The sequence below is a fragment of the Achromobacter sp. FW305-C-30-7 genome (assembly GCF_058783105.1).
The window spans coordinates 1-13,266 of the sequence record NZ_JBYSYI010000005.1; the positions used below are offsets into that span (position 1 = coordinate 1).

Genomic DNA, 13,266 nt, shown 5'->3' on the forward strand with positions numbered 1-13,266 from the left:
ATGTTCTTCACGTAGTCAGCGTGGCCCGGGCAGTCAACGTGCGCGTAGTGACGCGCTTCCGTTTCGTACTCGACGTGTGCCGTGTTGATCGTGATGCCGCGAGCCTTTTCTTCAGGAGTCGCATCGATCTGGTCGTAGCCCTTGGCTTCGCCACCGAACTTGTTCGACAGAACGGTCGTGATAGCGGCCGTCAACGTCGTTTTGCCGTGGTCAACGTGACCAATCGTACCCACGTTCACGTGCGGCTTGGTACGTTCAAACTTGCCTTTTGCCATGGCTGACTCCTGACCTGGATTGCGCTTCAGACTGAAGAAAAGAACTTCGAAATTTGTGGTGCCCATGGCGCGGATCGAACGCGCGACCTCTCCCTTACCAAGGGAGTGCTCTACCACTGAGCCACATGGGCATTTAAAAATCTTGGAGCGGGTGAAGGGAATCGAACCCTCGTCGTAAGCTTGGAAGGCTTCTGCTCTACCATTGAGCTACACCCGCGGCATACCCTTTCACCTTCTCTTTCCCAAACCTTTTCAATCCAAAGCCCTGGAAAACGTTGCAGCCTTCTTTGCGAAGGTCGTTCGGCTTTCCGGGCCTTACATTTTAAATCCAGGCCAACCGCGCCTGGATTTGGGTATGGGTCTCTGGTGGAGGAGGTTGGATTCGAACCAACGTAGGCGCAAGGCCAACAGATTTACAGTCTGCCCCCTTTAACCACTCGGGCACTCCTCCAGCGGAGAATTCGAGATTATGAACACTTTCAAATCCGCTGTCAAACGCTTCGGACGAAATATTCAAAATCCTTCTTCAACCCCCGCTGCGTTTCCGCGCAGAGGGGGCGAAGCTTACAGGTTTCCGCGAATTGCTGCACGGAAAAGATCGGAATACTGCTCTGGCGTGTAGTTGACGGGGTTGCCGCCGGCCGAGGGATCCTCGGCCGCCATGCGCCCGACTCGTTCCGCCTGGGCATCGTCGATGCCAATTTCCGCCAGGGTGTGGGGAATGCCGAGCGTCTCGCGCAGGCTCAGCACCCAATCCAGCACCGCTCCCGGGCCAGGATCGGGCAGGCCCAGGTAACGCGCCAACGCTTCCAGGCGCGGCGCCACCGCGTGCTGGTTGGCTTTCAGCACATAGGGCATGAGGATTGCGTTGAGCGTGCCGTGATGCGCGTCGTACAACGCGCCCAGCGGATGCGCCAGCGCATGCATGGCGCCCAGCCCGCGCTGGAAAGCCGTCGCGCCCATGCTGGAAGCCACCAGCATTTGCAGCCGCGCCTGCAGATCCCCGCCATCGGCCACCGCCTGCGGCAGATATTCCTTCACCAGACGCATGCCTTCGATCGCGATGCCAGCCGCCATGGGATGGAAGAATGGCGAACAGTAGGCCTCCAGATTGTGCGACAGCGCGTCCATGCCGGTTGCCGCCGTGATCTTCGGCGGCAGGCCGACTGTCAGTTCCGGGTCCAGGATCACGACGGACGGCAGCATGCGCGCATGGAAGATGATGCGCTTGACCTCGGCGGCCTCATCGGTGATGACGGACGCGCGCCCTACCTCCGAACCCGTGCCCGCGGTGGTCGGCACCGCCACCACTGGCGCCATGCCTGCCACATCGACCCGCAGGTAGTTGTCGCCGATGTCCTCGAAATCCCACAAGGGCCGCGTCTGTCCCGCCATCAGGGCGATTGCCTTGGCAGCGTCCAGCGCGGAACCTCCGCCAAATGCAATCACGCCATCGTGGCCGCCTTGTTTGTATGCGCGCACGCCATCGTCGACGTTGCGGCCCGTGGGGTTGCCTTTTATTTCGTGGAACAGGCCGCACTCCAGGCCGGCGTCACCGCATGCGCGCAGCACGTCCGCGACCATGGGCAAGGCGGCCAGCCCGGGATCCGTCACCAGCAACGGACGCGTCATGCCAAGCCCGCGGCACAGTTCCGGCAGTTCCTTGATGCGGCCGGGGCCGGCCTTGATGGCGGTGGGATAGTTCCAATTTACGCAGGGCAGAGTCATGGCTGGTTTCCTGATGGCGTCCTGTCAGACGCTGCGCAGATGAAAGGATTTGGCTTGCGTCAGTTGTTCGTAGCCGACTGCCGACAAGGACACGCCGCGGCCGGAGTTCTTCACGCCGGTCCACGCCAGCGCGGGATCCAGATAGTCGCAGCGGTTCATGAAGAACGTTCCGGTGCGAACCTGCACACCGATATGCAACGCGGCCTCCTGATCCTGAGTGAAGACCGCCGCCGTCAGCCCATAAGGACTGTCGTTCATCAGGCCGATGGCTTCCTCATCGTTGTCCACCGGCATGATGCCGACCGCAGGCCCAAAGCACTCGTCGTTCATGATGCGCATGCGGTGATCGACCTGTGTCAGCAACGCTGGCGCAACATAAGGCGAGCCTATGCTCGCTTCCTTGAAATGCGAGTTATCAATCATATTTATGGCGCCGGCCGACACCGCTTCATCGATTATTCCGCGTATCTCGGCGGCGGCCTTCGCACGCACTACGGGACCCAACGTGGTATCGGCGTGCAGCGGATTCCCCAGGACATAGCTGCGCGTCAGTTCGGCGGCGCGCTCGACGAATTCGTCGTACCGCGCACGCGCCACGTAGATGCGCTGGATGCCGCAGCAGGACTGGCCCGAATTGAAGAATGCGCCGTCCACCAGGGTTTCGACCGCGTGATCGATCTTCGCGTCTGCCCGCACATAGGCCGGATCATTGCCGCCGAGTTCCAGGCCTGCGCCTATGAAACGCCCCGCCGCGCTCTCTTCCACGGCATGCCCGCCGCGCACGGAGCCGGTGAACGAGACATAGCCGATCTCCGGTGCGCGGATCAGCCGATGCACGATGTCGTGGTTGGCATGCAGATACTGGAACACGCCCTTGGGCGCCCCCGCCTCGCGGAACGCGCGGTCGATCAGTTCGGCGCACAAGGGCGTCTGGTCGGAATGCTTGAGGATGACGGTGTTGCCCGCCATCAGCGCGGGCACGATGCTGTTCACCGCCGTCAACAGAGGGTAGTTCCATGGCGCTATCGTCAACGCTACGCCTATCGGTTCGCGGCTGATGAAGCGAGTGAAGCCGGTTTGTTCCGGAACCTGGATGGGCGCCAGCGCATCGCCGGCGATGGCGATCATGTGACGCGCGCGCGCCTCGAAGCCTGCTACCTCGCCCGGCGTGTAGCGCAACGGTCGCCCCATCTGGATGGTAATGGCGCGCGCGACTTCTTCCTTCGCGGCGACGAAGCGATCGACTGCCGCCGACACGATGCGCCCCCGCCCCTCCACGCCCAGCGCCTGCCACGCGGCTTGCGCGGCTTGCGCGTCGGCAAGCGCCTGCGCGATCTGCGCCTCGCTGGCATAGGGACGGCGCACAACCTCGCGCCCGTCGATGGGACTGATGGTAATGAGTTCCTGAGTCATGTCTGCCCTGCGCAAGCGGTTTGGTTTGGATTCAGATGATTTCGAAGTAGCGCGCCAGTTCCCAGTCGGTCACGTGGCGCCGGAACTGCCGTTCTTCCCATTCGCGCGTGGCCGCGTAGTGCTCGACGAAGGCGTCGCCGAACAGATGGCGCGCGGCTTCGGATTCGCGCAGCCGCTGCGCAGCTTCCCACAAGGTGGTGGGCAGGCGCAGATGCGCCGGAAACTGCTGCGTGTAGGCATTGCCTTGCACCATGGGCTCGGGCGTCAACCCTTGTTCGATGCCATATAGCCCCGAAGCCAGGGCTGCGGACAAGGCCAGATAGGGATTGGCGTCGGCCGATCCGATGCGCACCTCGACGCGCTGCGATTTATCGCTGCCCGGAATCAGGCGCAGCGCAGTGGTTCGGTTTTCCATGCCCCAGGTGGCGTCCAGCGGCGCCCAATATCCGGGCACCAGGCGCGAATAGCTGTTGATGGTTTGCGCGTACAGGGCCATGAACTCCGGCAGATAGCGCTGCACGCCAGCCATGAAGGAGGCTTGCGTTGCGCTCATGCCATGCGGCCGCGATTCGTCGTAGAAGACAGAGCGGTTGGTCTTGTGGTCGCGCAGCGACAGATGGATGTGGCCGCTTTGGCCCGGATGATCGTGCGACCACTTCGCCATGAAGGTCGCCATCAGCCCGTTCTGCTGCGCCAGCGCCTTGGTGAAGGTCTTGAACAGAAAGGCCTTGTCGCCCGCGGCAGCAGCCAGATCCACCGCCAGGGCCGCTTCCAGCACGCCGGGTCCCGTCTCGGTGTGCAGCCCCTCGATGGGCATGTCCATGCGTTCGCACATGTCCAGCAGCTTGCGGTAGAAGTCGCCTTCGACGGTGCTGCGCAGCACGGAGTAGCCGAAATTTCCTGGGGTCCAGTTCTCCATGTTGCGATAGTTCTTGGCGCGCACGGAGTGCGGCGTCTCGCGGAACATGAAGAATTCGTACTCGAGCGCGGCGTAGACGTCGTAGCCCATGCCCGCGGCGCGGTCCAGGGTGCGGTGCAGCAGCCGCCGCGGACAGATGGCGCCGGCGTCGCCCTCGAATTCCGCCAGGAACAGCAGCATGTCTTCGCCGCCCGGCCCCTGTTCCAGCGGCAGCCGGCGGCCGCTTTGCGGGATGATCCTGAGCTTGGCATCGGGATAGGCCGTGTGCCACCCGGTGTACTTGGTGTTGTCGTAGAGCTGGTCGTCCAGATCCCAGCCGAACACCACGTCGCAGAACGCCAGCCCCGAGCGCAGCGCGCCCAGGAATTTGTCGCGCCGCAAGTATTTTCCCAGCATGACGCCGTCGACGTCGGACAAGCCTACCTTGATGTGCGAGAGCTGGCTGGCTTGCACCAGCCGCTCCGCGTCTTCTACCGTTGCTACCCCTAGTGCATGCATGCTCTTTCACCTTGTGGCTGAAGCGTTGCGTTGAACTGCGGGCGGGCGACGCGGCGTTCAGGTCATGGCCGCCCCCAGCACCCGCATCGCCTGGCGATGCAGCTGCGGCGTGGCGGCCGCGACGACGCGGCCCTGCGATTCGAGGCTGAGCGGCTGCCCCGACCAATCGGTAATGACGCCGCCAGCCCCTTCGATCACGGGCATCAGCGCCAGATAGTCATACGGCTGCAGGCCGGACTCGACCACCAGGTCGACGTGCCCGCTGGCCAGCAGGCCGTAGCTATAGCAATCGCCGCCGTAGCGGCGCATGCGCGCGGCCTGCGTCAGCGCCTCGAAAGCGGCCAGTTCCGCGCCGACAAAGATGTCGGGAGAGGTGGCGTACAAAATGGCCTGCCGCAGCTCGGCACAGGCGCTGGCGCGGCAGACAACACCGTTCAGCTGCGCGGCTGCACCGGCCGCGCCGATCCAGCGTTCGTCCAGCATGGGGATGTCGATCACGCCCAGCACGGACTTGCCCCGGTGCAGCAGCGCCAGCAAGGTGCCCCACAGCGGGTTGCCGGAAATGAAGGCGCGCGTGCCGTCGATGGGATCCAGCGACCACACGAACTCGGCTTCGGCGTGCGAGGCGCCGAACTCTTCACCAAAGATGCCGTGGTCGGGATAGTGCTGGGCGATGGCCTCGCGCAAGGCGGCCTCGACCTCCCTGTCCGCCTGCGTGACCGGGCTTGCGTCGGCCTTGGTGTCGACGTCCAGCGGGTGCCGGAACCATTTGCGCGACAAGGGGCGCACACGGTCCGCCAGCGTCTGGGCGAACGAGGAGTACGCGGCCAGCTGCTGCGCGGATAACGGCGGTGAAGTTTGCATCGATGAGCTCCAGGCGTGGCGCGGGAGGATGCGCCTACGCCAAAAAAACCCTTGAATACAGGTTTTTCCAGTCTAGACACGTTGCCACAAATTTGCAAACATACATAAAACTGCAACCTGCCGGATGGGTTGCAGAAGACTGCCCGCCTACGTAGCTCGCCACCGTTGCCGTGTATTCCAACCGGAGTCCCATCATGCAATGTATGAAGAAGCTTGGCCTTGTGGTTGCAGTAATTTCCCTAGGTTGGACGCAGGCCCATGCCGGCGCCATCACCGTCTACACCGCCCTCGAAGAAGACGAGATCGCGGCCTACCTGAAGGCCGCCAACGCCGCCATGCCCGATGTAAAGGTCAATGTGCTGCGGCTGTCCACCGGCGACCTGGGCGCCCGCCTGATCGCCGAGGCCTCCAACCCGCAGCAGGACGTGATCTGGGGCTTCGCCGTCAGCAACATGCTGGACCCGCGCCTGCAGAACCTGCTCGAGCCGTACGCGGCCAAGGGCATGGACGCCCTGCCCGCCCAGTACAAGGGCGCCGACCAGAAGTGGTTCGCGGCCACCGGCTATGTCGCCGCATTCTGTGTCAACACGGACAGGCTCAAGTCCAAGAACCTGCCCATGCCCACGTCCTGGGAAGACCTGACCAAGCCGGTCTACAAGGGCGAAATCGTTATCCCCAGCCCCGCGGCCTCCGGCACCGGCTATCTGCAGATCGTCGCGCTGTTGCAGGGCATGGGCAAGGAAAAGGGTTGGGCGCTGCTCAAGGACCTGGACAAGAACGTGGCGCAATACACGCCGTCCGGCTCGCGTCCCTGCAAAATGGCGCGTGCCGGCGAGTACGCCATCGGCGTGTCCTTCGCCTTCCCCGCCATGCAGTCCATCGAGGAAGGCTTTCCCATCAAGATGGTGATTCCGTCCAAATGGGTGGGCTACGAGCTGGAAGCCTCGGGCCTGATGAAGACGGCCAAGAATCCCGCCGACGCCAAGCGCTTCCTCGACTGGACGCTGTCGGCACAAGCGGGCGGCCTGTACAGCAAGTACAAGGAACTGGTGACCATCCCCGGCGCCACGCCCAACAAGGCCGCCGAGGCCGCGGGCCTGCCCAAGGACCTGACCGCCGTGCTGTATCCCGTGGACTTCCCCAAGTCAGCCGCGGAACGGGACGCCACCATCAAGACCTGGCAGGAAACCATCAAGCGTTGATGGGCCGGCGGCCGGTGGCAAGCCGGCCGCCGCCCGTCCTGGAGACGCCATGTATCTGGAATTGCGCGGGATACGCAAGACGTTCGATGCGTCGGTAGCGCTGCAAGACATCGACCTGTCCGTGGGCGAGCATGAATTCGTCTGCCTGCTCGGCCCCAGCGGCTGTGGCAAAACCACTTTGCTGCGCATCGTGGCGGGCCTGCTGCCCTTTGACCGCGGCACCATCACGCTGGGCGGACGCGACCTGAGCGCGCTGCCTGCGCGCAAGCGCGGCTTCGGCATCGTGTTCCAGTCGTATTCCCTGTTCCCCAACATGACCGTGGCGGAAAACGTAGGCTACGGCCTGCGCATCCGCGGTGAACCTCGCGAACGCATCGCCATGCGTGTCAAAGAGCTGCTGACACTGATCAAACTGCCCGACTATGCCGAACGCTACCCGCACCAGCTGTCGGGAGGCCAGCAGCAGCGCGTGGCGCTGGCGCGCGCGCTGGCGGTGGATCCGGCGCTGATCCTGCTGGACGAGCCGCTCTCCGCGCTGGATGCGCGCGTACGCACCGACATGCGCGCCGAGATCCATGAGGTGCAGCGGCGCCTGAAGATCCCCACCGTGATGGTGACGCACGATCAGGAGGAGGCGCTGACGCTGGCCGACAAGATCGTCTGCATGAACGACGGCCGCATCGAACAGGTCGGCTCGCCTTCCGACCTGTATCTGCGGCCGCGCACGCGCTTTGTGGCGAACTTCGTGGGGCTGAGCAATCTGCTGCCCACCGACTGGGTGCGCGAAGCCATGCCCCAGTTGCTGTCCACGCGGCCCGAGGGCGCCAGCGAACGCTACGAGGCCTGCTTGCGGCCGGAAAGCCTGCGCATCGCCGCGGATGAGCAAGGTCCGGGCCGTGTGCAGGACATGACCTTCATGGGCAATCTCACCCGCTTGCGGGTCGCCTGGCAGGGGCGCGAACTTCTGGTGGAACAGCATGGCGCCGCCGGCCTGTCGCGCGGCGCGCCCGTGCGCCTGGACATGGAGCCGGGTCAATGCGCCTGGGTCAGCGTATGACGCATCACATCGCGCAAACCGGAGACTCCGCTTGAGCGCCGCTCACGCCAGCACGGCCATCGCGGCGCCCGCCGGCCGCGCCCCCTGGTCGGCGGACCGCGTACTGTTGTGGACCTGCGTCGGGATCCCCCTGGCGGGCCTGGCGCTGTTCTTCCTCTATCCGCTGGCGACCGTGGCCTGGCGCAGCCTGGTCGAGAAAGACGGCTCGGTCGGCCTGGGCAACTATGCCGAGGTCTTCGCCACTCGCGGCGTGCTCACGGCCACGCTGAATAGCCTGGTCATGAGCGCCGCCACCACGGTGGTCAGCGTCACGCTGGGCTTCGCCATCGCTTATGGTTTGGACCGTAGCTGCATGCGCGGCAAGGCCGCCGTGCGGCTGGCGCTGGTGCTGCCGCTGCTGGCGCCGTCGCTGGTGCAGGGCCTGGGGCTCATCTTCCTGCTGGGACGCAATGGACTGGTGCACCGCTGGACCGGCTGGGAAATCGACATCTACGGCTTCTGGGGCCTGTTGATCTCCAACGTGTTCTACGCCCTGCCCCAGGCCGTGCTGATCCTGCAGGCGGCCTTGCGCAACATGGACGCGCGCTACTACGACGCGGCCGAAGTCATGGGCGCCTCAAGCACGCGCCAGTTCTTCGACATCACCCTGCCCAACTGCAAATTCGGCCTGCTGAGCGCGGCCTTCGTGGTGTTCGTCATCACCATTACCGATTTCGGCAACGCCGCCGTGATCGGCGGCAACTACCGGGTGTTGGCCACCGAGATCTACAGCCAGGTATCGGGGCAGATGAACTTCGGCATGGGCTCCGTGGTCGGCATCCTGCTGCTGCTGCCCTCGCTGATATCGGTGCAGATCGAGCGCGTCGCCTCGCAGCGCCAGTTCGGTTCGGCCTCGCCCAGCGGCCTGCGGGTCTCACCGCAACCGGCCCGCGCACGCGACGCGGCGTTTACCGCTGGCATACTGCTTGCCTGTGGCACGATCATCCTGACGGTGGCCACGGTGATCTTCGCCAGTTTCATGCGCCTGTGGCCGTACCGCATGGAATGGACGTTGAAGCACTACGACATCACCGTCAGCGGCGGCTACACGCCGCTCTGGACGTCCCTGTACCTCTCACTGGCGGCGGCAGGCGGCGGCGTGCTGCTGCTGTTCTTCCTGAGCTTCGGCGTATGCCGGATTCCACGCGCATGGGCCAAGCTGGTGTACCTGGTGTCGGTACTGCCGGTAGGCGTTCCGGGCCTGGTGCTGGGCTTGTCGTACATCTTCGCCTTCAACGCCCCCGGCACGCCCCTGTATGCGCTGTATGGCAGCGCCGCGCTGATCGCCTTGTGCAACTTCTACCACTACCACACACAAGGCTTCCTGACGATGATGACCGGCATGCGCGCAGTGCCGCAGGCACTGGAGGAAGCAGTCAGCTGCCTGGGCGGCGGTACGCTGCGGGTGCTGCGCGACGCGGTGCTGCCGCTGATCGGCCCGACCGTGCTGGGCGTGTTCTTCTTTCTGTTCATGCGGTCCATGGTGACCCTGTCGGCGGTGATCTTCCTGGTCACGCCTTCCGTCAGCGTAGCGCCGGTTTCTGTCCTGCGCCTGGACGAAGCCGGCTTCGTCTCGCAGGCCGCGGCCTATTCAACCCTTATCATGCTGGTCGTGGGAGGGTCCCTGCTGGCATTGCGCGCGCTGATCGCCGCGGCCGCACGGCGCCGGACATAGATTAGGAAGCATCGGAAATGTGGCAAGAAGAGCGGTATCAAAGAATCCGCGCCCTGCTGTCTTCATTGCAGCAGGTATCGACCGACCGTATCGTCGGCGAACTGGGGGTCTCGCGGGAAACGGTCAGGCGTGACCTGCTCGAACTCGAGGCGATGGGGGAATTGCGCCGGGTGCACGGCGGCGCCGTGCCGGTGCACAGCGAACCGCCCATCGCGGAACGCGTGCATACGCGCGTCAAATACAAGCGCGCCATCGCGCGCGCGGCGGCAGGCCTGGTATCCAGCGGCCAGACCCTGTTCCTGGACGCCGGCAGCACCACCAGCGTGCTGGCCGACGAACTGGCCAAACTGTCGGGCCTGACCGTCATTACCAACTCGTTCGACGTGGCCTTGAAAGTGGGCACGGCCGGCAACGGCGCCAACCAGTTGATCATGCTGGGCGGATCCGTGGGCGGCCCGGTATGCGCCACGGCCGGCGACATCACGATCGCCGAGATCCATCGCTATCGCGCCGACCTGGCGCTGCTGTCGCCGGTGGGCGTGGACGCCGAGTTCGGCGCCACCAACTACGACCTGCGCGAGGCCGAGGTGGCGCGCGCCATGGCCGCCAACGCCAAGCAGCTGGTGCTGCTGGCCGATTTCAGCAAGATCGGCCTGTGCAGCCGCGTGTCCTATTGCAGCGCGGACCGCATCGACCATCTGGTCACCAACACCAGCGCGCAGAAGTCGCCCGCCTACGCCGCCTTGAAGTCCGCGGTCGGCAAGGTCGTGGCGGTGTAGCGCTAGGCCCCCGCGTCAGTCCAGCGACACGCCGGCAGTCTTCACCATGTCGGCCCAATACACGGTGTCCTCCTGCAGCCGCGTCTTGAACGCGGCAGGCTGGCTGCCCACCGCCCAGCTGCCGCCGCTATTGATCTTGGCGATCACGGCGGGCGATTTCATTGCCTGCGCCACGGCTTGCGCCAGGTAGGCAATGCGCTCGGGCGGCGTGCCGGCGGGCGCGAACAGTCCATACCAGTCATCGGCGGTAATGCCCTCCATGCCCGCCTGCTTGAGCGTGGGCGCCCCCTTGAAAATGCCGATGCTGTTCTCATGGCTGAGCGCCAGGATGCGCAGCTTGCCAGCGGCGACCATGGGTTCGGCCGAGGCCGGCGAAGTTATCAACATGTCCACCGTGCCGCCCATCAGGTCGGTGATGGCAGGTGCCGCGCCCCGGTACGGCACGTGCACCAGTTTCACGCCGGCCTTCTGCGACAACAGCGCCCCCATCAGATGGCTCATGGTGCCGTTGCCCGGGGTCGCGTAGGTCACCACGCCGGGCTGCTTGCGCGCGGCTTCCAGATAGTCGTTCAGGGTCCGGTACGGGCTTTCGCTGCGGGCCACCAGCACCAGCGGCGCGGAGGTGATCTGCGAGATGGGCATGAAGTCCTTCACCGGATCAAAGCCCACGTTCTTATACAAACGCGGATTGACCGCCATCACGCTGGTCTGCGACATCACCAGGGTGTAGCCGTCGGGCTTGGCGCGCGCCACCTGCGCCGTGCCGACATTGCCGCCCGCGCCCGAACGGTTTTCCACCACCACGCTCTGGCCCGTGATGGCGCCCAGTTCCTGCGCGAGCAGACGCGCGACGCCGTCATTGCCGCCGCCCGGCGGAAATGGCGACACGACCGTGATGGCCTGCTTGGGATAGTCCGGCAGGGGCGCGGGCGCCTGGGCGTGGACAACGGTCCCCCACAGCAGACCGGCCAGGGCCGCGGCGGCGGCCTTGCGTACGTGCGATGCATGGTGCTTCATCTGGAATTCCCCTTGTGATTGGCAGCCGGATACTCGGCCGTCCTTTGCATTCCGGTTCGGCATGAACCGTCCGCACCCCGGCCAAGAAGGCCGGGGCGTACTTTTCGGATTGATGCGTCTGCTGTGCCGCGGGACCGGATCAGGCCGGCACGGCGGTTCCGGTATCAGCGCGCCGGAAAGCGGTAGCCCGCCAGTTCGCGTTCATCGATCTGCTTGACCAGGTTGGTCTCCCAGGCCAGGTACTGGCGCGCGGCGGCCTTGTTGCCGTCGTGGCGGTCATGCACGAAGAACAGGTAGTCGATGCAGTCGGCGTCGGCGGGCTCGGCCGCCGCGGACGCCAATGCGATGCCCTGCGCGCGCCAGCTGGCGGGATCGCCGGTGTTGCCCTGGATGTCGCTCACGCCCTGCGCCCGCAGGTCCTGCGCGGCCCACGCAGCCAGGGCCGCATCCTCGGCCAGCAGCACCACGGGACGCGCGGCGTCCAAGCGCAGGCTGGCCAGGCGCGGACGGATGGACCAGCGCGCGCCGGCGATATGGTCGGCGCGATAGCGCATGCTGGGGCGCAGGTCGACCAGTTGCGCACCTTGCGCGAGCGCAGCGGCAAGCTGCGCATCTGTCATCAGGGGCAATTGCGGCACCAGCGCTTTTTCCACAGGGTTGTCCAGGCTCGCGTGCACGCCTTCGCGCAGCACGCTGGCGTCCCAGCCCATCTGCCTCAGCCAGCTGGCGACCACTGGCGCGCGCACGCCCTCGGCGTCGAACACCACGATGCGCGCGCCCCGCACGGCCAGGTACTGGTCCGTGGCCTGGATCAGCTGGCCGCCAGGCGTATGCTGCGCGCCGGGCAAGGAACCTTGCGCGTACTCTTCGGCGCTGCGCACATCGCACAGGAAGGTGCTGCGGGTCTTGTCGCGCAACCACCCCTGTACCTCTTCGGCACTCACCATGGGCACGCCATGGCTTTCGGCCAATCGCAAGGAACGCTGCGCCAGCGCGGGCAGGTCCTGCGGCGCGACGCCGTCGTCGTAGCGGCGGCGCGCGCCGTGTTCGAGTTGCAGGTCTTCCAGGTACCAGCCCTGGGTGCCGTTCTCCAGCGCGTAAACCGGATTCGGCACGCCCAGGTTGATCAGCGTCTGCGCCCCGATGATGCTGCGCGTGCGGCCGGCGCAGTTCACCACGATGGTCGTCTGTGGATTGCTCGCCAGCGCGTGAGCGCGCAGCGCCAGTTCGCCGTTGGGGCAGCAGATGCCGCCGGGGATGCTCATCTTCTGGTACTCGGCGTAAGGCCGGCCGTCCAGCACGATGAGGTCGTCTCCGCGGCGCTGGCGCTCGGCCAGATCACGCGCGCCGATGCGCGGGGTGTGGAAAACTTCTTCGGCCAGTTCGCCGAAGGTTTTGCTGGGCACGTTCACGCCGGCGAACACGGCGTAGCCGTCGCGCTGCCATTGCGCGATGCCGCCAGCCAGGCGGTGCACGTTGCGGTATCCCAGCGCGGCCAAAGCCTGCGCGGCGCGCGCCGCCGTGTCGTCGGCGCCGCCCTCGTCGTAAACGGCAATCCGCACATCGCGCCGCGGCGCCAGGCGCACGATATCCACTTCCAGCCGGCTATAGGGCACAGGCGCGGCATAGAACAGATGCCCCTCGCCATACTGGCCGTGCTCGCGCACGTCCAGCAGCGCGATCTCCGCGCCGTCATGCAGCCATTGCTTGAGCGTGTGCGGATCGACGTCGACGGCGGGATGGGCTTGGGTGGGGTGCATCATGGTGTTCAGAGAGGACGGAAAGAGTTGGGATAGCGCT

At 65.3% G+C, this 13,266-nt stretch carries 11 protein-coding genes and 3 tRNA genes; 4 read left to right on the forward strand and 10 right to left on the reverse strand.

What is annotated here, in order from left to right; translation table 11 throughout:
* From AC3WOB_RS16850 to hisN, 8 genes are all read right to left on the reverse strand, one after another.
* Window positions 1-275 (reverse strand): GTP-binding protein (locus AC3WOB_RS16850; RefSeq protein WP_492275947.1); only part of this gene is annotated, 275 nt, incomplete at its 3' end.
* A gap of 56 nt (window positions 276-331) precedes the next feature.
* Window positions 332-406, reverse strand: a tRNA-Thr gene (locus AC3WOB_RS16855).
* Between the two features lie 12 nt (window positions 407-418).
* A tRNA-Gly gene (locus AC3WOB_RS16860) sits at window positions 419-492 on the reverse strand.
* 147 nt (window positions 493-639) lie between these two features.
* Window positions 640-726 (reverse strand) — tRNA-Tyr (locus AC3WOB_RS16865).
* Between the two features lie 113 nt (window positions 727-839).
* Window positions 840-2,003 (reverse strand): iron-containing alcohol dehydrogenase, encoded by a 1,164-nt coding sequence (locus AC3WOB_RS16870; protein WP_492275676.1) that lies wholly within the window; start codon window positions 2,001-2,003, stop codon window positions 840-842.
* Window positions 2,004-2,027: 24 nt separating this feature from the next.
* Entirely contained in the window at window positions 2,028-3,416 is a 1,389-nt protein-coding gene (locus tag AC3WOB_RS16875) for an aldehyde dehydrogenase family protein (RefSeq protein ID WP_492275677.1), read from the reverse strand.
* Between the two features lie 31 nt (window positions 3,417-3,447).
* On the reverse strand, window positions 3,448-4,833 hold the full coding sequence (locus AC3WOB_RS16880) for a glutamine synthetase family protein (RefSeq protein WP_013397037.1): 1,386 nt from the start codon (window positions 4,831-4,833) through the stop codon (window positions 3,448-3,450).
* Between the two features lie 57 nt (window positions 4,834-4,890).
* Window positions 4,891-5,697, reverse strand: a complete 807-nt coding sequence (gene hisN, locus AC3WOB_RS16885; protein ID WP_492275678.1) for a histidinol-phosphatase — start codon at window positions 5,695-5,697, stop codon at window positions 4,891-4,893.
* A 194-nt stretch (window positions 5,698-5,891) separates the two neighbouring features.
* Here hisN and AC3WOB_RS16890 point away from each other — a divergent pair, with 194 nt between their 5' ends.
* From AC3WOB_RS16890 to AC3WOB_RS16905, 4 genes are read left to right on the forward strand one after another with little or no spacing between them, the layout of a single operon-like run.
* On the forward strand, window positions 5,892-6,899 hold the full coding sequence (locus AC3WOB_RS16890) for an ABC transporter substrate-binding protein (protein WP_013397039.1): 1,008 nt from the start codon (window positions 5,892-5,894) through the stop codon (window positions 6,897-6,899).
* A 49-nt stretch (window positions 6,900-6,948) separates the two neighbouring features.
* The gene (locus tag AC3WOB_RS16895) at window positions 6,949-7,956 is read left to right on the forward strand and encodes an ABC transporter ATP-binding protein (protein WP_492275679.1); all 1,008 of its coding nucleotides are present in this window, start codon (window positions 6,949-6,951) and stop codon (window positions 7,954-7,956) included.
* Between the two features lie 31 nt (window positions 7,957-7,987).
* Window positions 7,988-9,670 carry an ABC transporter permease subunit gene (locus tag AC3WOB_RS16900; RefSeq protein ID WP_492275680.1) on the forward strand — a complete coding sequence of 561 codons (1,683 nt, stop codon included), beginning with the start codon at window positions 7,988-7,990 and terminating at the stop codon, window positions 9,668-9,670.
* A gap of 17 nt (window positions 9,671-9,687) precedes the next feature.
* On the forward strand, window positions 9,688-10,449 hold the full coding sequence (locus tag AC3WOB_RS16905) for a DeoR/GlpR family DNA-binding transcription regulator (RefSeq protein WP_013397042.1): 762 nt from the start codon (window positions 9,688-9,690) through the stop codon (window positions 10,447-10,449).
* 15 nt (window positions 10,450-10,464) lie between these two features.
* Here the strand turns inward: AC3WOB_RS16905 and AC3WOB_RS16910 are convergent, their stop codons facing one another.
* Both AC3WOB_RS16910 and AC3WOB_RS16915 read right to left on the reverse strand, forming a co-directional pair.
* Window positions 10,465-11,466 carry a Bug family tripartite tricarboxylate transporter substrate binding protein gene (locus AC3WOB_RS16910; RefSeq protein WP_013397043.1) on the reverse strand — a complete coding sequence of 334 codons (1,002 nt, stop codon included), beginning with the start codon at window positions 11,464-11,466 and terminating at the stop codon, window positions 10,465-10,467.
* 164 nt (window positions 11,467-11,630) lie between these two features.
* On the reverse strand, window positions 11,631-13,229 hold the full coding sequence (locus AC3WOB_RS16915) for a rhodanese-like domain-containing protein (RefSeq protein WP_492275948.1): 1,599 nt from the start codon (window positions 13,227-13,229) through the stop codon (window positions 11,631-11,633).
* Between the last annotated feature and the right edge of the window lie 37 nt (window positions 13,230-13,266).